Origin of the sequence: Variovorax sp. Varisp85, from assembly GCF_047304045.1 — a bacterium.
In the GTDB taxonomy this organism is placed as follows: domain Bacteria; phylum Pseudomonadota; class Gammaproteobacteria; order Burkholderiales; family Burkholderiaceae_C; genus Variovorax.
The window spans coordinates 1-17,357 of the sequence record NZ_JBGLYN010000044.1 but is presented as its reverse complement, the minus strand read 5'-3'; the positions used below and the strand labels follow the sequence as shown (position 1 = coordinate 17,357).

Sequence of the window (17,357 nt, the reverse complement as noted above, 5' to 3'; positions counted from 1 at the left end):
GTGCGGAATCCTCTGAGCACGGCCTGCGCATCGGCAGGTCGTCGCTCTATTTTTTGGGTCGTGTGACGGGGTGAATTGATCGTTTTTGGCGCAAAAGCCGGCGTGTTCGCGGGGGTTGCGGCAAAGGCGGGATAATAACCGAATCCCCTCTGATTCCTGTATTAGCACCCGTTTCGGCGTGCGATTACCCCCGCTTTTTTGGGCCGTCCCGACCTATGTCACTCTCCGCTTCAGATATTGCGCGCATTGCCTCGCTGGCGAGGCTGCAGCTTGCTTCCGGTGAAAGCGAGCGCATGCTCAGCCAGATCAACGGCTTCTTCGATTTAGTCGAACGTATGCGTTCCGTGGACACCACCGGCGTCGAGCCCCTGGCCCATCCCGTGGCCGCGCTCGAAGACATCACGCTGCGCCTGCGCGACGACGTGGTGAGCGAACCGGACAACCGCGAAGCCAACCAGAAGAGCGCCCCGGCCGTCGAAGCCGGCCTGTTCCTCGTGCCGAAGGTGATCGAATAATGAGTGGCGAACAATTGCACCAGATGGGCGTGGTCGCCCTGGCCCGCGCCCTGGCCGAACGCAAGGTCTCGGCCGTCGAAGCCTCGCAGGCGTTCCTGGGCCGCATGAAGGCGCACGAATCGCTGGGCACTTTTGTCGACATCAATGAAGAAGTCACGCTGGCCCAGGCCCGCGCCGCCGACACACTGATCGCCAAGGGCAATGCCCCCGCACTGGCCGGCGTGCCGATCGCGCACAAGGACATCTTCGTCACCACCGATTTCGCCACCACCGCCGGCTCGAAGATGCTCGCGGGCTACCGCTCGCCCTTCGACGCGACCGTGGTGCGCCGCCTGGCCGAAGCTGGTGCAGTCACGCTCGGCAAGCTCAGCTGCGACGAGTTCGCGATGGGCTCGGCCAACGAGAACGTCGCCGTGCCCGCCGTCGGCCACGACACCGCCGTGCCGGTGCAGAACCCGTGGAACCGCGAGCGCATTCCGGGCGGCTCGTCCGGCGCCAGCGCGGCGGCCGTCGCGGCACGCCTGGCCCCCGCGGCCACGGGCACCGACACCGGCGGCTCGATCCGCCAGCCCGCGTCGTTCTGCGGCGTGACCGGCATCAAGCCGACCTACGGCCGCGCCTCGCGCTACGGCATGGTGGCCTTCGCATCGAGCCTCGACCAGGCCGGCCCGATGGCCCGCTCGGCCGAAGACTGCGCGCTGCTGCTGTCGGCCTTCTGCGGCCCCGATCTCGACCGCGATTCGACCTCGCTCGACAAGCCCGCCGAGAACTTCGGCCGCTCGCTGAACGACTCGCTCGACGGCCTGCGCATCGGTGTGCCGAAGGAGTTCTTCGGCGAAGGCGTGGCGCCCGGCGTGCGCGCGGCCATCGATGCGGCGCTCTCGCAGTACGAGAAGCTCGGAGCGAAGCGCGTCGAAGTCACGCTGCCGCGCACCGAGCTGTCGATTCCCGTGTACTACATCCTGGCCGCGGCCGAGGCCTCGAGCAACCTGAGCCGCTTCGACGGCGTGAAGTTCGGCCATCGCGCGAAGCAGTACAAGGACCTCGCCGACATGTATGAGAAGACGCGCGCCGAAGGCTTTGGCGACGAAGTGAAGCGCCGCATCATGATCGGCACCTACGTGCTCTCGCACGGCTACTACGACGCCTACTACCTGCAGGCGCAGAAAGTGCGCCGCATGATCGCCGACGACTTCCAGCAGGCCTTCAAGCAGTGCGACGTGATCGCCGGCCCCGCCGCGCCCACCACCGCCTGGAAGATCGGCGAGCACGGCGGCGACCCCGTGGCCGACTACCTCGCCGACATCTTCACGCTGCCCGCATCGCTGGCCGGCCTGCCCGGCATGAGCGTGCCCGCGGGCTTCGACGGCGGCATGCCCGTGGGCCTGCAGCTGATCGGCAACTACTTCGGCGAAGCGAAGCTGCTGAACGCGGCGCACCGCTTCCAGCAGGCCACGGACTGGCACGCACGCACGCCGGAGGGCTTTTGAGATGAGCGAAACCGTGAACACATTCGAAGCACAACAACAGGGCCGCCCGACCGGCCCGCTGGTGCGCGGCTATGAAGTCATCATCGGCTTCGAAACGCACGCGCAGCTGTCGACCGCGAGCAAGATCTTCAGCCGCGCCTCCACCGCCTTCGGCGCCGAGCCCAACACGCAGGCCTGCGCGGTCGACCTCGCGCTGCCCGGCACGCTGCCCGTGATGAACAAGGGCGCGGTCGAACGCGCCATCAAGCTCGGCCTCGCGCTGGGCTCGCACATCGCGCCGCGCAGCGTGTTTGCGCGCAAGAACTACTTCTACCCCGACCTGCCCAAGGGCTACCAGATCAGCCAGTTCGAGATTCCCGTGGTACAGGGCGGCACGGTGTCGTTCTTCCTCGGCGAAGAGCAGAAGACCGTGCGCCTCGTGCGCGCCCACCTCGAGGAAGACGCGGGCAAGTCGCTGCACGAGGACTTCATCGGCCAGAGCGGCATCGACCTGAACCGCGCCGGCACGCCGCTGCTTGAAATCGTGACCGAGCCCGACATGCGCTCCACCGCCGAGGCCGTGGCCTATGCGAAGGAACTGCACAAGATCGTCACCTGGATCGGCATCTGCGACGGCAACATGCAGGAAGGCAGCTTCCGCTGCGACGCCAACGTGTCGGTGCGCAAGCCCGGCGACAAGCTAGGCACGCGGCGCGAGATCAAGAACCTGAACAGCTTCAAGTTCATGCAACAGGCGATCGACTACGAGATCCGCTGGCAGATCGAGGAGATCGAGGACGGCCGCAAGATCGAACAGGCCACCGTGCTGTTCAACCCCGACACCGGCGAGACGCGTGCGATGCGCGCCAAGGAAGACTCGGCCGACTACCGTTACTTCCCCGACCCGGACCTGCCGCCGCTGGTCATCGCTGCCGACTGGATCGAGCGCGTGAAGGCCACCATGCCCGAGCTGCCGCGCGCGATGGCCGAGCGCTATGTGCGCGAGCACGGCCTGTCGGCATACGACGCCGCCCAGCTCACGCAGAGCGCTGCGCTGGCCGCCTACTTCGACGAAGCCGTGAACGCGGGCGCCACGCCCAAGCTCGCGAGCAACTGGATCACCGGCGAGATGGCGCGCCGCCTGAACGCCGCCGAGATCGGCATCGAGGCCGCGCCGGTGAAGGCGCAGCAGCTGGCCCAACTGGTGAAGCGCATCGCCGACGGCACACTGCCGAACAACGCCGCGCGCCAGGTGTTCGACGCGCTGTGGACCGGCGAAGGCAGCGATGTCGACGCGATCATCGAGGCCAAGGACCTGAAGCCGATGGCCGACACCGGCGCGCTCGACAGGATCCTCGACGAGGTGATCGCGAAGAACGCCAAGAACGTCGAGGAATACCGCGGCGGCAAGGAGAAGGCGCTCAACGCCCTCGTGGGCCAGGTCATGAAGGCCAGCGGCGGCAAGGCCAATCCGGCGCAAGTCACCGAGTTGCTCAAGGCGAAGCTCGGCTAAGGCCCTTCGGGGAACACCGCAGAACCGGCTTCGCCGGGCCGCCGGTGTTGCCCCGGCAAGGGGGGCGGGCGAAGCGACACGAAGTGCGCGAAGCCTGGGGGGTTACCTGGGATTCCCGCCGTTCTGCGGCGACCACAGCGTTTTCAAGCGCGTGCGCTCTTCATCGAAGCGCGCATTCACCCGCTTCTTCTCTTCTTCCTGCTCGCCGATGAAGCGATTCTGCACCGCCACGCTCTGCGTGTTGTCTTCGAGCTTGCGGCGCACCGCGCCCGGCGCCTTGCTCGTGTCCTGCTTGTAGAACTCGAGCTCCTCGTCGATCTTCTTGCGGTCTTCGCCGAGTTCGGCGATGCGCTTCTTCGCGGCCTGCGTCACTGCGTCGATCTGTGACAGCGCCTCGGCGCGTTCGCGGTCGTGCGTGGCGGCATTGGGGTAGCGCACCAGCAGGGCCCGCTCGCGGCGGCGCTCGTCGGTCTGGCGCGCGGCCTGGATGGCGGCCTCGCGGGCGCGGTCTTCGCGCTCCTGCAGTTCGCGCGCGGTATAGGTCGGCTCGACCTTGCGGCGGGTGGAGCCGCTCGGGTTCAGCTCGCGCTGCTCGCGGTCGCTGCACTCGGCAATCGGCCGGTCGGCGGTCAGCGTGCGGCCGCGGGCGTCGGTGCAGGTGTAGATGCCGGGGGAGGCGCCCTCCACTTTCGGGGACTGCGCCTGCAGCGCGCCGCAGAACGAAGAAACAACCAGGAACAGGGAGGCCGACACCAACCGGCGGATCGGCAGGCCAGGGGCGCTTGCGTCGTGCATCGGGCGGCCTTGCCTCAGCTGGCGCCGTAGCGCGTGCGGTAGGCCAGCACGCGCTCGCGGTGCGCGCCCAGGTCGGCCGCGGCATTGCCCGAGAGGTAGCTCAGCAGGTCGTCCAGCGTGGCGATGGCGATCACCGACAGGCCGAGCTGGTTGCGCACGTACTGCACGGCGCTGTGGTCCACGTCGACGCCGTTCTCGGTCGCCTTCTCCTGCCGGTCGAGCGCGATGGCCACAGCATGCGGCGTGGCGCCGGCCGCCTGGATCGCCGCAATCGACTCGCGCACCGCGGTGCCGGCCGACATCACGTCGTCGACGATCAGCACGCGGCCCTTGAGCGGGGCGCCCACGAGGTTGCCGCCCTCGCCGTGCGCCTTGGCTTCCTTGCGGTTGTAGGCAAAGGGGTAGTTGCGTCCGCGCCGCGCGAGTTCCGCGGCCACCGTGGCGCCCAGCGGGATGCCCTTGTAGGCGGGGCCGAAGATCATGTCGAATTCGAGCCCGCTCTCGATCAGCCGGTCTGCATAGAATCCGGCGAGCCGGGCGATCTTGCCGCCGTCGTCGAAGAGTCCCGAATTGAAGAAATACGGGCTCATCCGGCCGGCCTTGGTCTTGAATTCGCCAAAGCGCAGCACGCCGGCATCCAGGGCGAACTGGACGAAGTCCTGTGCAACCGCGCTGCTTTTCTCACCATCTACAGCCATCGGGAATTCCTTGTGTTCAAACTGACCAGTCTCAATCTCAATGGCCTGCGTTCGGCCGCTACCAAAGGCGTGGCCGACTGGGTGGCCGAACTTGCGCCGGATTGTATTTGCATGCAGGAGATACGCGTCCAGGCCAGCGACGTCGAGGGCCGGTTCGAGGAAATGGCCGGCCTCAAGGGCCATTTCCACTTCGCCGAGAAGAAGGGCTACGCCGGTACCGCCGTGTACACCAAGCACGCTCCGAGCCAGGTCGTGGTGGGCTGGGGCGACGCCGAGTTCGACGCCGAGGGCCGGTATCTCGAACTGCGCTTCGACACACCCAAGCGCAAGTTCTCCGTCATCAGCTGCTACTTCCCGAGCGGCAGCTCGGGCGAGGAGCGCCAGGAAGCCAAGTTCCGCTTCCTCAAGGGCTTCTTCCCGCACCTGGTGGCGCTGAAGAAGGAGCGCGAGTTCGTGCTGTGCGGCGACATCAACATCGCCCACAAGGAGATCGACCTGAAGAACTGGCGCGGCAACCAGAAGAACAGCGGCTTCCTGCCCGAGGAGCGCGCCTGGATGACGAAGCTGCTCGACGCCGGCGCCGACGGCGCGGGCCTGGTGGACGTGTACCGCATGCTCAAGCCCGACACCACCGCCGAGGCCTACACCTGGTGGAGCAACCGCGGCCAGGCCTACGCGAACAACGTGGGATGGCGGCTCGACTACCACCTGGCCACGCCGGCCATGGGCGCGCTGGCGCGCACCGAGGCGATCTACAAGACCGTCAAGTTCAGCGATCACGCGCCGATCACGGTCGAGTACGACTTCAAGCTCTGAAGGCCCGCCCCGGTCGCCGCTGGGGGATGCAGGCAAGCCTTGGTCAGCTCTTCTTCGCGTCGCGGTAGAGCGTCTCCACCTTCGGCAGGTTCGCCTCCAGCTTCGCGATGCGGTCCGGCCCGCTCGGATGCGTCGAGAGGAAGCTCAACCCGCCCTGGTTCTTCGACGCCGTGGCCATCTTCTGCCACAGCGACACCGATGCCTTCGGGTCATAGCCCGCACGTGCCGCGAGTTCGAGCCCCACGAGGTCGGCCTCCGACTCGTCGCTGCGGCTGAACTTGAGCGTGAGGAGCTGCGTGCCGGCGCGCGCCGCCAGGTCGCCCATCTGCCCCAGCCCGAGCAGCTGCGCACCGATGGAGAGCGCCGCGCCCGTGCCCGCGCTCTTGGCCATTCGGGCACGCGCATGCTCGCGCAGCGCGTGGGCCATCTCGTGGCCCATGACCATCGCGACCTCGTCGTCCGTGAGCTTGAGCTGTTCGAGGATGCCGGTGAAGAAGGCGATCTTGCCGCCGGGCATGCAGAAGGCGTTGATCTGCTTGCTGCCGATCAGGTTGACCTCCCACTTCCAGTCGCGGGCGCGCGAATTCCAGGGCGTGGCGAAGGGAATGAGGCGCTTCGCGATGGCGCGCAGGCGCTGCAGCTGCGGGTTGCCGTCGCCCGCGAGCGCGTTCTTGGCGCGCGCCTGTTCGAGCAGCTGGCCGTACTGCTGCACGCCGGCCGCCTCGATCCTGTCGGCCGGCACGAGGTTGCGCGCCACCGAGGCATTGCCGACATTGACCTGCGCCAGCGCCCTACCGCTGAGGGCGGCGCCGGCGGCCGCCAGCAGGAAGGCCCGCCGGGGATTCCATGCGGAGGCTGTGGAGATGGCGGAAACAGGGCGATCGCATCGTGTGCACATAGGAGCCGGATCATAGGAACAAATGAAGACAAAGGGCCGGGGCGAGGCCCCCCCCGGCACTCATGGACAATCCGAGGCTCATGTCCGTACCTTCCGCAGAAACCCCCACCGCCTCTTCCCCGCCCTGGCGCGATGCGCTGAAGGTCTACCTGGAGCCCGCCACCCTGCGCATGCTGGCGCTGGGCTTCTCGGCCGGGCTGCCGCTGCTGCTGGTGCTGGGCACCCTGAGTTTTCGCCTGCGCGAAGCGGGCATCGACCGCACCACCATCGGCTACCTGAGCTGGGTCGGGCTGGCCTACGGCTTCAAGTGGGTCTGGGCGCCGCTGGTCGACCGGCTGCCGCTGCCGCCGTTGACCACGCTGCTCGGACGCCGGCGCGGCTGGCTGCTGCTGGCGCAGTGCGTGGTGATCGCCGGCCTGATCGGCATGGCGCTGAACGACCCGCGCCAGGGGCTCACGCCGCTGATCTGGTGCGCGCTGCTGGTGGCCTTCGGCTCGGCCACGCAGGACATCGCGCTCGACGCCTTCCGCATCGAATCGGCCGAGACACGCAAGCAGGCCGCGCTGGCCGCCGCCTACCAGACGGGCTACCGGCTCGCGATGATCTGGGCCGGTGCGGGCGTGCTGTGGGTCGCGGCCTGGGCCGAGGTGGCGCCGGCGGCCGCGGTCACGGGTGCGGCGGCGTACCAGAACGGGGCGTGGAAGACGGCGTACCTGGTGATGGCCGCTTCGATGGCGGTGGGGGTGCTGACGGTGCTGCTGTCGCCCGAACCGGTGCCGCGCGTGCTGCCCAAGGCAAAGAATGCCGCCGAGTGGCTGCGCAGCGTGCTCATCGAGCCCTTCGCCGACTTCATCCGCCGCTACAGGTGGCAGGCCGCGCTGATCCTCTCGCTGATCGCCATCTACCGCATCAGCGACGTGGTGATGGGCATCATGGCCAACCCTTTTTACGTGGACATGGGCTTCACCAAGGATCAGGTGGCCACGGTCAGCAAGATCTACGGCGTGATCATGACGCTGGTGGGCGCCTTCGTCGGCGGCGTGCTGTCGATGCGCCTGGGCGTGATGCGGGTGCTGATGCTGGGCGCGGTGCTGAGCGCGGCCAGCAACCTGCTGTTCGCCTGGCTGGCCTCGCGCGGGCACGACCTGACGGCGCTGATCGCGGTGGTCTCGGCCGACAACCTGGCCGGCGGCATCGCCTCGGCGGCCTTCATCGCCTACCTGTCGAGCCTCACCAACATCAGCTACTCGGCCACGCAGTACGCCCTGTTCAGCTCGCTGATGCTGCTGCTGCCGAAGTTCATCGCCGGCTATTCGGGCGCCTTCGTCGATGCCTATGGATACAGCACCTTCTTCGTCGCCACCGCGATGCTCGGCCTGCCGGTGCTGGTGCTGGTGGCTTTGGCCTCGCGGCTGACGACGACCACAAGGCCCGCGGACCGTCAATAGGGCCTGGGCCTTATAGGAAACAGCCGACATTGCGCGCACCGCGCAACTGGTAGGCTGCGGGCGCTATACATTCGTTTTCTTTTCCCTTCCTGCGCCACTTCCCGCGCACCCGTCTGCCAGCAAGCCCCTACAAGATCGTGCCGTCCCGAATTTCTCCTCTCCAAATCAGCGCCTACACGGCGACTTCCGCCGTCGGCGTCGGCAAGGAAGTGCTGGCCGACGCGCTTGCGCAGTCGCGCAGCGGGCTGCGCGCCAACGACTTCGGCGATGCGCCGCTGCCCACCTGGATCGGCCGCGTCGATGGACTCGAAGAAGTGCGCCTGCCCGAATCGCTGGCCCACTGGGACTGCCGCAACAACCGGCTCGCGTGGCTGGGCCTGCAGGCCGATGGCTTCCTCGAGGCGGTGGCTGCGGCGCGCGAGAAGTACGGTGCTTCGCGCGTCGCGCTGATCCTGGGCACCTCGACCGCCAGCATCGGCGAAACCGAACTGGCCTACACGCAGCTCGACGAACAGGGCATGTTCCCGCCCAACCAGCGCCGCGCCAGGGTGCACACGCCGCATTCGCTGGCCATGTTCACGCAGCAGCTGCTGGGCATCAGCGGCCCGAGCGAAACCATTTCCACCGCCTGCTCGTCGAGCGCCAAGGTGTTCGCCTCGGCCGAGCGGCTGATCCGGCTGGGCCTGGCCGACGCGGCCGTGGTCGGCGGGGCCGACACGCTGTGCGGCAGCGTGCTGTTCGGCTTCAACTCGCTCGAACTGGTGTCGAGCGAGCCGTGCCGGCCTTTCGACGCCTCCCGCAAGGGCATCAGCCTGGGCGAGGCCGCGGGCTTCGCGCTGGTCGAGCGCGTGCAGGCCGGCGCCGATGCCGCACCGCTGCACCTGCTGGGCTACGGCGAGGCCAGCGACGCGCACCACATGTCGACGCCCCACCCCGAGGGCCTGGGCGCCGAGCGCGCGCTCGACGAAGCGCTGGCGCGCGCCGGCCTGCCACCCGAAGCGATCGACTACATCAACATGCACGGCACCGCGAGCCAGAAGAACGACGAGGTCGAAGGCGCGCTGGTGGCGCGCCGCTTCCCGGCGCGCACGCACGCCAGCTCGACCAAGGGCTTCATGGGCCACACGCTGGGCGCGGCGGGCATCGTCGAGGCTGTCATCAGCCTGCTGGCCATCGAGCGCGGCCTGATGCCGGGCACGGTCAACACCCGCACGCTGGACGAAGGCTTCGGCCCGCAGATCAAGCTCGAACCGGCGCACGGCGAGGTGCGCTATGCACTGTCCAATTCGTTCGGCTTCGGTGGCAACAACTGCTCCCTCGTTTTCGGCAAGGCGGAATCATGAGGCTCGCCCCCAGGCTGCGCGCACTTCGTGTCGCTTCTCCTCCCCCCGACCGGGGGCAACACCAGTGGCCCGGCAAAGCCGGTTCCACGGTGTTCCGCGAGAAGGCAATCCAATGACAACCACGACAAGCGTCCCTACCCGCCCGACCCTCTACATCGAAGGCCCCGCCTTCTGGACGCCCACGCTGCCCGGCTGGGACGCCGCGCGCGCCGCCTTCCGCGGCGAAGGCGCGCTGGCCGACCCGCCCGCGAAGCGCCCCTCGCCGCAGGTGCTGGCCCCGGCCGAGCGCCGCCGCGCGCCCGACACCGTGGCGCTGGCGCTCGAAGTGGCGGCCGCCGCCATGGCCGCTTCGGGCCGCAACGCGGCCGACGTGCCCTGCGTGTTCACGTCGGCGCACGGCGACCTGTCGATCAACGACTACATGTGCAGCACGCTCGCGAGCGATCCGAAGATGCTGTCGCCCACCAAGTTCCACAACTCGGTGCACAACGCGGCCGTGGGCTACTGGACCATCGGCACCGGCTGCATGGCGGCCAGCAACGCGATTTCGGCCTACGAGCACAGCTTTGCCTCGGGCCTGCTCGAAGCGGCGGTGCAGTGCGCCTGCGACCAGGAGCCGGTGCTGCTGGTGGGCTGCGACACGCCCACGGTGGGCGCACTGGCTTCGGTCACCGACAGCCGCGGCCTGCTGGCGGTGGCGCTGGTGATCGCCCACGAGCCGACGCAGCGCACCGTGGCGGCGCTCGACTGGTCGCTGGCCGGCGAGGGCGGCACGGCGCCCGCAGCCACGCCACCGAGCTCGGAAGCGGCGAAATCGCTGGCCGAGATCAACCCCATGGCCCAGGCGCTGGCGCTGTTCGAATCGCTGGCGCACCTGGCGCACTCGGGAAACGGCGCGGGCACGCCGGTTGACCTGCCGCTGTCCTCGTCCCTGTCGCTGCGGCTGCAGTTGCGGCCGCTCGAGCGGGGCTGAGCCCACGCCCTCTGGAGTCGGCGCTATGCTTTTCGCAGCATCGCCGGTTGACAGGGGTGTTCGAGGTTTACCCAACTTTACGGAGCGTTCAAGCCCGCTTGCTCCCTTTGGACGACCATGAAGCGCATGAGCACCCCCCAACTCCTGATGATCGAAGACGACGCCCGCCTGGCGCAGATGGTGGGCGAGTACCTGACGCAGTCGGGCTTCGCGTTCAACCATGCCGGCGACGGCGCGAGCGGACTCGAGCAGCTGCAGCAGCACGCGCCCGACCTCGTGATCCTCGACCTGATGCTGCCCGACACCGACGGGCTCGAAGTGTGCCGCCGCATCCGCGCGCTGCCTGCTCCGCTGTCGAAGGTGTCGGTGCTGATGCTGACGGCCAAGGGCGACCCGATGGACCGCATCATCGGCCTGGAGATCGGCGCCGACGACTACCTGCCCAAGCCCTTCGAGCCGCGCGAGCTGCTGGCGCGCATCCGCGCCGTGCTGCGCCGCCGCAGCGAGAACGCCACCGAGGCCGAAGCCTCCACCGTGATGCGCTTCGGCACGCTGGAGATCGACCGCAACGCGCGCACCGTGTCGGTGGCCGGCGCGCTGGCCGACCTCACCTCCTACCAGTTCGACCTGCTGGTGGCGATGGCCGAACGCGCGGGCCGCGTGCTCACGCGCGACCAGATCATGGAAGCCGTGCGCGGCCGCGAACTCGAGGCCTTCGACCGCTCCATCGACGTGCACATGGGCCGCATTCGCGCGGCCATCGAGGTCGACGCGAAGAACCCGAAGCGCATCCTCACGGTGCGCGGCGTGGGCTACGTCTTTGCCAAGCAGCAAGATTGACCCGACCCCGGCCCGATGCTGCGCAACCTCTATTCCCGCCACCTCTACGTCCGCATCTGGCTCGCGGTGGTGGGTGGCGTCGTCATCCTCACGCTGATGGCCAACTGGATCGTGCGCGAAGCGGCGGAGGCCGAGCGCGAGCGCCTGGCGCCGGTGCCGCGCCACGTGGTGGTGCTCGACGCGCAGGACAAGCCCATCGGCGCAGGCACCGCGCTGCGCGTGCCGGGCCAGGGCCTGGAGTTCGACGTGACGCTGAGCGACGGCAAGGCGCTCACGCTGCGCGTGGCGCCGCGCGAACGGCTCCCGGGCTCAGCCGGCTTCGCGCCATGGCGCACGCCGTTCGGGCTGGGATGGATGATCGCGCTGGTGGGGGTAGCGGTGGCACTGGGCGTGTATCCGATCGTGCGGCGCATCACGCAGCGGCTGGAATCGCTGCAGCGCGGCGTGCAGCGATGGGGCGAAGGCGATCTCTCGGTGCGCGTGACCGAAGAAGGGCAGGACGAAGTGACCGATCTCTCCAAACGATTCAACGCGTCGGCCGAACGCATCGAGCAGCTGGTGCGTTCGCACAAGTCGCTGCTGGCCAACGCCTCGCACGAGCTGCGTTCGCCGCTCACACGCATCCGCATGGGCCTGGAGCTGATGGGCGACCACCCCAGCCCGAAGGCGCGCGAAGAGATCTCGCGCAACATCGGCGAGCTCGACCAGCTCATCGACGAGATCCTGCTGGCCAGCCGCCTCGACGCCAGCGAGGCCGACATGGGCACCATCGAGGCCGTGGACCTGACCGGCCTCGCGGCCGAGGAATGCTCGCAGGTGAACGCCGAACTCGACCTGGCCGCAGGCACCGACAACGCCACGCTGACCGTGCCGGGTGTGTCGCGCCTGCTGCGCCGCGCGATCCGCAACCTGCTGGAGAACGCCCGCCGCTACGGTGCCGGCGAGATCGCCGTGGAGCTGGGCAGCGCCAACGGCTACGCCACCGTGCGCGTCAACGACCGCGGCCCGGGCGTGCCCACGGCCCTGCGCGAACGCATCTTCGAGCCCTTCTACCGGCTGCCCGGCGCCAGCGAGCGCAACGGCGGCGTCGGCCTGGGGCTGGCGCTGGTGAAGTCGATCGCCGAGCGCCATGGCGGCACGGTGCGCTGCGAAGACCGCCCGGGCGGCGGCGCGAGCTTCGTGATCCGCCTGCCGGTGGCCGCGCGCAGTCACTGACACATCCCCGTCCCGGTCGCGCACGTCCCGGTCCCGTTCGCGGGACGCCGCGGAACCGGCTTCGCCGGGCCGCAGGCGTCGCCCCCGGCGAGGGGGAAGGAGAAGCGACACGAAGTGCGCGAAGCCTGGGGGAGTACCAAGCCAGTCCACCTAAAATCCCGCCCCTATGCAGAGATCGCACATCGTTCGGCCCGCGGCCATGTTCTGGGGGCTGGTGGTGTTCATGCCGGTCGGCGTCACCTATCTTTCGGCCATCCTGCTGCTGCTCACCATGCTGGTGGCCGGCGGCCTGGACAAGCGCTATGCGCGGCTGCGCGCCAACCCGCTGTGGTGGCCGGTGATGGCCTACCTGGCCTGGACCTTCATCGTGCTGGCCATCGGGCAGCACTATCCCGAGACCGGCTCCAACCTGTTCCACGGCATCCGCATCGGCCTCACCATGCTCATGGCGATGGCGCTCACGCGCGAAGAGGCCATCTGGGCGCTGCGCGGCTTCCTGCTGGTCGCCGTGCTGAACATCCTGCTGGTCAGCTTCTTCTACGCGGTCGGCGGCTTCAACATCTGGTTGCCGCTGCGCGCGGTGGTGATGGAAGTGGGCAACAAGTCGATCAGCAACGCACTGCTGTTCAGCGTGGTGGCGTCCACGGCCGCCGTATGGGGCATCGCGCAGATCGCCGCGCACAGGCCGCTGCGCTCCATTCCCGCCTTCGTGCTGATGCTCGGACTGGGCCTGGTGGTGGCGCTGCCGCTGACCTCGCGCACCTCGGTGCTCGCGCTGCTGCTGGTGATTCCGGTGGTCTGCGTCCATCAGTGGCGCAATCACCTGAAGATGCTGGTGGGCGCGCTGGTGCTGGGGGCTGTGGTGCTCGGGGCGGCGCTCTATCAGGTGCCGCAGCTGCAGCACAAGGTCGAGACCGGCGTGCAGGAACTCGAGGAGGCGCAGGCCGGCGCGGTCTTCAAGGGCAGCTGGGTCATCCGCTACTACATGTACCGCGACACCGGCCTCATGATCGCCGATCGACCGTTCACCGGCTGGGGCATCGGTGGCTGGACCGACCAGTGGCACAAGCGCGGCCCGGCGCTGCTCGCCGACTCGAACATGCCGCACAACGACTTCCTGTGGGCCGGCGCGCAAGGCGGGCTGCCTGCCCTGCTGAGCCTGCTCATCATCATGGTCGCCGCCGTCTGGCAGGCATGGAAGCGGCCCGACATCGCGGGCCGCTATGCGCTGGCCGCGACGCTGATCGCGCTGATCGCATCGAGCGTGAATTCGGCCATGCGCGACGCGCAGATCGGCCTGGCGCTGCTGTTCGTCTCGATGGTCTACCTGCGGCTCGCGCAGGAGAAGAACGACCCGGATCCATGGCGCGGACTGCTGTCCTCGCGCTTGAAGAGCCTGGAAAACCCGGAAAAAGACCCCACCCGCCCGGCTGCCTGAAGAGGCATCGGACGGCCGGGGCCGGATGGCTCGGCGGCCGGCGGCTCAGTGCCGCGACGACACCGTCTCGCCGGCCTTCAGCCGGTACACCGTGCCGCAATACGGGCACTTGGCCTCGCCGGTGCGCGCCACGTCGAGGTAGACCTTCGGGTGGCTGTTCCAGAGCTTCATGTCGGCCTTGGGGCTGGGGCAGAACACGCCGCCTTGATGATTGAGCTCCTTGGCCAGGAGTTCGACGACTGCATTGGTGGACATGGGTTTTCTCAGACTTTCGTGAGCCAGTGGGCGTACTTGGGATTCTTGCCGTTCACGATGTCGAAGAAGGCAGACTGGATTTTCTCGGTGATCGGGCCACGGGCGCCGCCGTCGCCGCGGTTGCCGATCTCGACGCGGTCGAGTTCGCGGATGGGCGTCACTTCAGCGGCGGTGCCGGTGAAGAAGGCTTCGTCGGCAATGTAGACCTCGTCGCGCGTGATGCGCTTCTGCACCAGCTCCAGGCCCAGGTCCTTGCACACGTGCAGGATGGTGTTGCGCGTGATGCCGTTGAGCGCGCCGGCCGACAGGTCGGGCGTGTAGACCACGCCGCCCTTGACCACGAAGATGTTCTCGCCCGCGCCTTCGGAGACGAAGCCGCTCGCGTCGAGCAGCAGCGCCTCGTCGTAGCCGTCGTCCAGCGCTTCCATGTTGGCGAGGATCGAGTTGGTGTAGTTGCTCACCGTCTTGGCCTGCGTCATCGTGATGTTGACGTGGTGGCGGGTATAGCTCGAAGTCTTCACGCGGATGCCGCGCTTCATGCCTTCTTCACCGAGGTAGGCGCCCCACGACCAGGCCGCGACCATGGCGTGGACGCGATTGCCCTTGGGGCTCACGCCGAGCTTCTCGGAGCCGATCCAGATCAGCGGGCGCAGGTAGCAGCTTTCGAGCTTGTTCTCGCGCACCACCTGTTTCTGGGCCTCGTTCAGCTGTTCTTGCGTGAACGGGATCTTCATGCGCAGGATCTTGGCGCTGTTGAACAGGCGCTCGGTGTGCTCGGCCAGGCGGAAGATCGCGGTGCCCTCGGGCGTCTTGTAGGCGCGCACGCCCTCGAAGGCGCCGCAGCCGTAGTGCAGCGTGTGGCTCAGCACGTGGATCTTGGCGTCGCGCCAGTCCACGAGTTCGCCGTCCATCCAGATCTTGCCGTCACGGTCGTCCAGCGAGGGGGGGATCGAGCTCATTTCCTGATTCCTTTGGAAGCGGTGTTGGGAGCGAGGTGGGAAGTCGCAAAAGCTTTCGATTTTACGGCGGCGGGATTGGCGGGGTGCCCGACAATGCCCGGTTGTGCAAACCAGTGGAAAAGGGTTTCCGTGTCCGTATTCAAGAACGTCATCGTCTATCGCATCGAACCTGCCTGGTCCCAGACACTGACCGAGGCAGAAGAAGGGCTCGGCAAGCAGCGCTTCGTGCCTTGTGGCCCCTCGCAGGAAAAGTCCGCCGGCTGGGTCGAGCCCCGCGGCGAAGCCAATGGCCCGCTGGTCGAATCCATCGACGGCCAGTGGTTGGTCGAATACATGATCGAGAGCAAGCAGGTCCCCGGCTCGGTGGTGCGCCGCAAGCTCGACGAACGCTGCGCTCAGATCGAAGCCACCACCGGCCGCAAGCCCGGCAAGAAGGAAAAGAAGGAACTCAAGGAAGACATCACCCTGGAGCTGCTGCCGATGGCCTTCACCCGCAGTGCGCGCGTGACGGTGTGGATCGACAAGGCCGAGAACCGCCTCGTGATCAACAGCGGCAACGCATCGCGCGCCGACGAAGTGGTCACCAGCCTCGTGAAGTCGCTCGACGGTTTCGCGGTGGCCCTCATCAACACGCAGATCGAGCCCGCCGCCGCCATGGCCAACTGGCTGCTGACGCAGGAGCCGCCAGCCGGCTTCACCATCGACCGCGAGTGCGAGCTCAAGGCCTCGGACGACTCCAAGGCCGTGGTGCGCTACGCCAAGCATCCGCTGGACATCGAGGAAGTGCAGAAGCACATCACGGACGGCAAGCGCCCGACGCGCCTGGCGCTCACCTGGGACGACCGCGTGTCGTTCGAGCTGACGCATGGCCTGCTGATCCGCAAGATCACCTTCCTCGAAGGCACGGGCGACGGCGCCGCGGGCGGCAAGAAGGAAGACAACTTCGACGCCGATGTGGCCATTGCCACGGGCGAACTGGGCCAGCTGGTGCCGGCGCTGCTCGATGCGCTCGGCGGCGAGGCGGCATTCTCGGCGGCCGTGCCGGACGAAGCGGCGAAGCCCGCCGCAGCAGCAGCCGCGCCCACAATGACGACCCCGGCCGACGCGCCCGAGGAAGAAGACGCGCCGTTCTGACGCGTCTTCCAACAGGCGTGGCTCAGGCCGCCGGCGGGTCTTCTTCCGGGGTTTCGGGCCGCGTCATCGTCCAGCTCTGCAGCTTGCCGCCATTGAACACGGCGTCTACGTACGAGCCGCCGCCGTCGGTCCAGCGGTAGTGCTCGGGCTGCTCGTCCTTGGGCGAGCGCAGCTCGCCGAGGGCGCGCGTCATCGCGATCACGTGCATCAGCGTGACCCCAGGCTTGAGCTTGGCATTGAGCATCACGGCACTTGCCACATAGCCCACCGGCCGCTCGGCGGCTCGCTTGAGCACCTGCATCGCGCGGTTGAAGTGCAACAGCAGGAACATCACGATCGCGCCACCGGCCAGGGCCACGCCGCCCCATCCGCCGCTGCGCCACGCCAGCCCGAGGAGAAGGACGGCACCGACGGGCACCAGAAATTTCTTGAAATTCATGGCGCGCATTGTCGCCGCCCGCAGTAGCGACCATGGCTACCGCCGGGCGCGCCGGACGGTACTCCCCCCCGAAAAGCGCACGGCACGCGAGCGCCACGCGGCACATTTCGCCGCACGGGCATCAGCCCGGGCCACTGAAAAGCGTATGACCATTCCGCGTTCCGTCACTTTCGTTCGTCTCACCCTCGTCGCCGCGCTCGCGGGCATCGCCCTCAGCGGCTGCTACGTGGTCCCGCTCGGACAACCCGCTCCCGCAGCACCGCCCTCGCAGGCGTACGCCGTGGCACCGGGCCCGGTCGCACAGACCTTCAACGCGCGGCTGTACCCGTCGAACGCCGAAGCCGCGCGCTACGGCGCCGTCGCCGGCACGGTCACGAACGACATGAACGGCCGCGGCCACTTCAACGCACAGATCGGCGGCGAACAGTTTCAGGGAGAGGCAACCCGGGTCGCAGGCTCGCGAGGCACCGGCGTGGCGAATGCCACCGGCAGCCGCGGCGGCAACCTGAGTTGCCAGTACACGATGAACTCGGCCACGTTGGGCAGCGGCCAATGCGTGCTCAACAGCGGACCGGCGTTCACGATGCACATCGGGGGATAGGGAGGGTG

18 protein-coding genes are annotated in these 17,357 nt (G+C 68.1%); 12 read left to right on the top strand and 6 right to left on the bottom strand.

Annotated features, from left to right (window positions below):
• Positions 1 to 215: 215 nt before the first annotated feature.
• From gatC to gatB, 3 genes are read left to right on the top strand one after another with little or no spacing between them, the layout of a single operon-like run.
• Positions 216 to 515, top strand: a complete 300-nt coding sequence (gene gatC, locus ACCC97_RS17945) for an Asp-tRNA(Asn)/Glu-tRNA(Gln) amidotransferase subunit GatC (RefSeq protein WP_413334176.1) — start codon at positions 216 to 218, stop codon at positions 513 to 515.
• Positions 515 to 2,005: an Asp-tRNA(Asn)/Glu-tRNA(Gln) amidotransferase subunit GatA gene (gene gatA, locus ACCC97_RS17940; protein WP_413334174.1), complete on the top strand. Its 1,491-nt coding sequence runs from the start codon at positions 515 to 517 to the stop codon at positions 2,003 to 2,005. The genes gatC and gatA overlap by 1 nt, the downstream gene beginning before the upstream one ends.
• 1 nt (position 2,006) lies before the next feature.
• Positions 2,007 to 3,497 carry an Asp-tRNA(Asn)/Glu-tRNA(Gln) amidotransferase subunit GatB gene (gatB, locus tag ACCC97_RS17935; RefSeq protein ID WP_007833429.1) on the top strand — a complete coding sequence of 497 codons (1,491 nt, stop codon included), beginning with the start codon at positions 2,007 to 2,009 and terminating at the stop codon, positions 3,495 to 3,497.
• A gap of 102 nt (positions 3,498 to 3,599) precedes the next feature.
• Here gatB and ACCC97_RS17930 read toward each other — a convergent pair whose 3' ends face one another.
• Together ACCC97_RS17930 and pyrE are read right to left on the bottom strand one after the other, a co-directional pair.
• The gene (locus tag ACCC97_RS17930; RefSeq protein WP_007838034.1) at positions 3,600 to 4,292 is read right to left on the bottom strand and encodes a DUF4124 domain-containing protein; all 693 of its coding nucleotides are present in this window, start codon (positions 4,290 to 4,292) and stop codon (positions 3,600 to 3,602) included.
• A 14-nt stretch (positions 4,293 to 4,306) separates the two neighbouring features.
• Positions 4,307 to 4,990 carry an orotate phosphoribosyltransferase gene (pyrE, locus tag ACCC97_RS17925; RefSeq protein WP_007838033.1) on the bottom strand — a complete coding sequence of 228 codons (684 nt, stop codon included), beginning with the start codon at positions 4,988 to 4,990 and terminating at the stop codon, positions 4,307 to 4,309.
• A 12-nt stretch (positions 4,991 to 5,002) separates the two neighbouring features.
• Between pyrE and ACCC97_RS17920 the strand changes: the two genes are divergently transcribed.
• A complete protein-coding gene (locus ACCC97_RS17920; RefSeq protein WP_007838032.1) occupies positions 5,003 to 5,806 on the top strand; it encodes an exodeoxyribonuclease III in 804 nt (267 codons plus the stop codon).
• Positions 5,807 to 5,849: 43 nt separating this feature from the next.
• On the opposite strand, the gene ACCC97_RS17915 is transcribed toward ACCC97_RS17920, so the two are convergent.
• Positions 5,850 to 6,704 (bottom strand): M48 family metallopeptidase, encoded by an 855-nt coding sequence (locus ACCC97_RS17915; RefSeq protein WP_413334171.1) that lies wholly within the window; start codon positions 6,702 to 6,704, stop codon positions 5,850 to 5,852.
• Between the two features lie 62 nt (positions 6,705 to 6,766).
• On the opposite strand from ACCC97_RS17915, the gene ACCC97_RS17910 reads away from it, so the two are divergent.
• The 6 genes from ACCC97_RS17910 (at position 6,767) to ACCC97_RS17885 (ending at position 13,961) form a co-directional block, all read left to right on the top strand.
• Complete coding sequence (locus ACCC97_RS17910) at positions 6,767 to 8,152, top strand: AmpG family muropeptide MFS transporter (protein WP_042674259.1); 1,386 nt, start codon at positions 6,767 to 6,769, stop codon at positions 8,150 to 8,152.
• Positions 8,153 to 8,289: 137 nt separating this feature from the next.
• The gene (locus ACCC97_RS17905) at positions 8,290 to 9,495 is read left to right on the top strand and encodes a beta-ketoacyl-[acyl-carrier-protein] synthase family protein (RefSeq protein ID WP_007838018.1); all 1,206 of its coding nucleotides are present in this window, start codon (positions 8,290 to 8,292) and stop codon (positions 9,493 to 9,495) included.
• Positions 9,496 to 9,607: 112 nt separating this feature from the next.
• Positions 9,608 to 10,468 carry a beta-ketoacyl synthase chain length factor gene (locus ACCC97_RS17900; protein ID WP_413334169.1) on the top strand — a complete coding sequence of 287 codons (861 nt, stop codon included), beginning with the start codon at positions 9,608 to 9,610 and terminating at the stop codon, positions 10,466 to 10,468.
• A gap of 117 nt (positions 10,469 to 10,585) precedes the next feature.
• Positions 10,586 to 11,308 carry a response regulator transcription factor gene (locus tag ACCC97_RS17895; protein ID WP_007838761.1) on the top strand — a complete coding sequence of 241 codons (723 nt, stop codon included), beginning with the start codon at positions 10,586 to 10,588 and terminating at the stop codon, positions 11,306 to 11,308.
• 15 nt (positions 11,309 to 11,323) lie between these two features.
• Entirely contained in the window at positions 11,324 to 12,523 is a 1,200-nt protein-coding gene (locus ACCC97_RS17890; protein ID WP_413334167.1) for an ATP-binding protein, read from the top strand.
• 166 nt (positions 12,524 to 12,689) lie between these two features.
• Complete coding sequence (locus ACCC97_RS17885) at positions 12,690 to 13,961, top strand: O-antigen ligase family protein (protein ID WP_413334166.1); 1,272 nt, start codon at positions 12,690 to 12,692, stop codon at positions 13,959 to 13,961.
• Between the two features lie 45 nt (positions 13,962 to 14,006).
• Here the strand turns inward: ACCC97_RS17885 and ACCC97_RS17880 are convergent, their stop codons facing one another.
• Together ACCC97_RS17880 and ACCC97_RS17875 are read right to left on the bottom strand one after the other, a co-directional pair.
• Complete coding sequence (locus tag ACCC97_RS17880) at positions 14,007 to 14,216, bottom strand: zinc-finger domain-containing protein (RefSeq protein WP_007836801.1); 210 nt, start codon at positions 14,214 to 14,216, stop codon at positions 14,007 to 14,009.
• Positions 14,217 to 14,224: 8 nt separating this feature from the next.
• Positions 14,225 to 15,175, bottom strand: a complete 951-nt coding sequence (locus ACCC97_RS17875; protein WP_007836800.1) for a branched-chain amino acid transaminase — start codon at positions 15,173 to 15,175, stop codon at positions 14,225 to 14,227.
• Positions 15,176 to 15,304: 129 nt separating this feature from the next.
• Here ACCC97_RS17875 and ACCC97_RS17870 point away from each other — a divergent pair, with 129 nt between their 5' ends.
• On the top strand, positions 15,305 to 16,309 hold the full coding sequence (locus ACCC97_RS17870; RefSeq protein WP_007836799.1) for a recombination-associated protein RdgC: 1,005 nt from the start codon (positions 15,305 to 15,307) through the stop codon (positions 16,307 to 16,309).
• Positions 16,310 to 16,331: 22 nt separating this feature from the next.
• On the opposite strand, the gene ACCC97_RS17865 is transcribed toward ACCC97_RS17870, so the two are convergent.
• The gene (locus ACCC97_RS17865) at positions 16,332 to 16,757 is read right to left on the bottom strand and encodes a hypothetical protein (RefSeq protein ID WP_007836797.1); all 426 of its coding nucleotides are present in this window, start codon (positions 16,755 to 16,757) and stop codon (positions 16,332 to 16,334) included.
• Between the two features lie 136 nt (positions 16,758 to 16,893).
• On the opposite strand from ACCC97_RS17865, the gene ACCC97_RS17860 reads away from it, so the two are divergent.
• Positions 16,894 to 17,349: a hypothetical protein gene (locus ACCC97_RS17860; RefSeq protein WP_007836795.1), complete on the top strand. Its 456-nt coding sequence runs from the start codon at positions 16,894 to 16,896 to the stop codon at positions 17,347 to 17,349.
• The last annotated feature ends 8 nt before the right edge of the window (positions 17,350 to 17,357 follow it).

Excerpts from the sequence above, each read along its gene's own strand:
- ACCC97_RS17895 (WP_007838761.1), top strand. The coding sequence starts at position 10,586 with ATGAAGCGCATGAGCACCCCCCAACTCCTGATGATCGAAGACGACGCC.
- ACCC97_RS17860 (WP_007836795.1), top strand. The coding sequence starts at position 16,894 with ATGACCATTCCGCGTTCCGTCACTTTCGTTCGTCTCACCCTCGTCGCC.
- ACCC97_RS17900 (WP_413334169.1), top strand. The coding sequence starts at position 9,608 with ATGACAACCACGACAAGCGTCCCTACCCGCCCGACCCTCTACATCGAA.
- gatA (WP_413334174.1), top strand. The coding sequence starts at position 515 with ATGAGTGGCGAACAATTGCACCAGATGGGCGTGGTCGCCCTGGCCCGC.
- ACCC97_RS17930 (WP_007838034.1), bottom strand. The coding sequence starts at position 4,292 with ATGCACGACGCAAGCGCCCCTGGCCTGCCGATCCGCCGGTTGGTGTCG.
- ACCC97_RS17880 (WP_007836801.1), bottom strand. The coding sequence starts at position 14,216 with ATGTCCACCAATGCAGTCGTCGAACTCCTGGCCAAGGAGCTCAATCAT.
- gatB (WP_007833429.1), top strand. The coding sequence starts at position 2,007 with ATGAGCGAAACCGTGAACACATTCGAAGCACAACAACAGGGCCGCCCG.
- gatC (WP_413334176.1), top strand. The coding sequence starts at position 216 with ATGTCACTCTCCGCTTCAGATATTGCGCGCATTGCCTCGCTGGCGAGG.
- ACCC97_RS17865 (WP_007836797.1), bottom strand. The coding sequence starts at position 16,757 with ATGCGCGCCATGAATTTCAAGAAATTTCTGGTGCCCGTCGGTGCCGTC.
- ACCC97_RS17885 (WP_413334166.1), top strand. The coding sequence starts at position 12,690 with ATGCAGAGATCGCACATCGTTCGGCCCGCGGCCATGTTCTGGGGGCTG.
- ACCC97_RS17910 (WP_042674259.1), top strand. The coding sequence starts at position 6,767 with ATGGACAATCCGAGGCTCATGTCCGTACCTTCCGCAGAAACCCCCACC.
- ACCC97_RS17875 (WP_007836800.1), bottom strand. The coding sequence starts at position 15,175 with ATGAGCTCGATCCCCCCCTCGCTGGACGACCGTGACGGCAAGATCTGG.
- pyrE (WP_007838033.1), bottom strand. The coding sequence starts at position 4,990 with ATGGCTGTAGATGGTGAGAAAAGCAGCGCGGTTGCACAGGACTTCGTC.
- ACCC97_RS17890 (WP_413334167.1), top strand. The coding sequence starts at position 11,324 with ATGCTGCGCAACCTCTATTCCCGCCACCTCTACGTCCGCATCTGGCTC.
- ACCC97_RS17915 (WP_413334171.1), bottom strand. The coding sequence starts at position 6,704 with ATGTGCACACGATGCGATCGCCCTGTTTCCGCCATCTCCACAGCCTCC.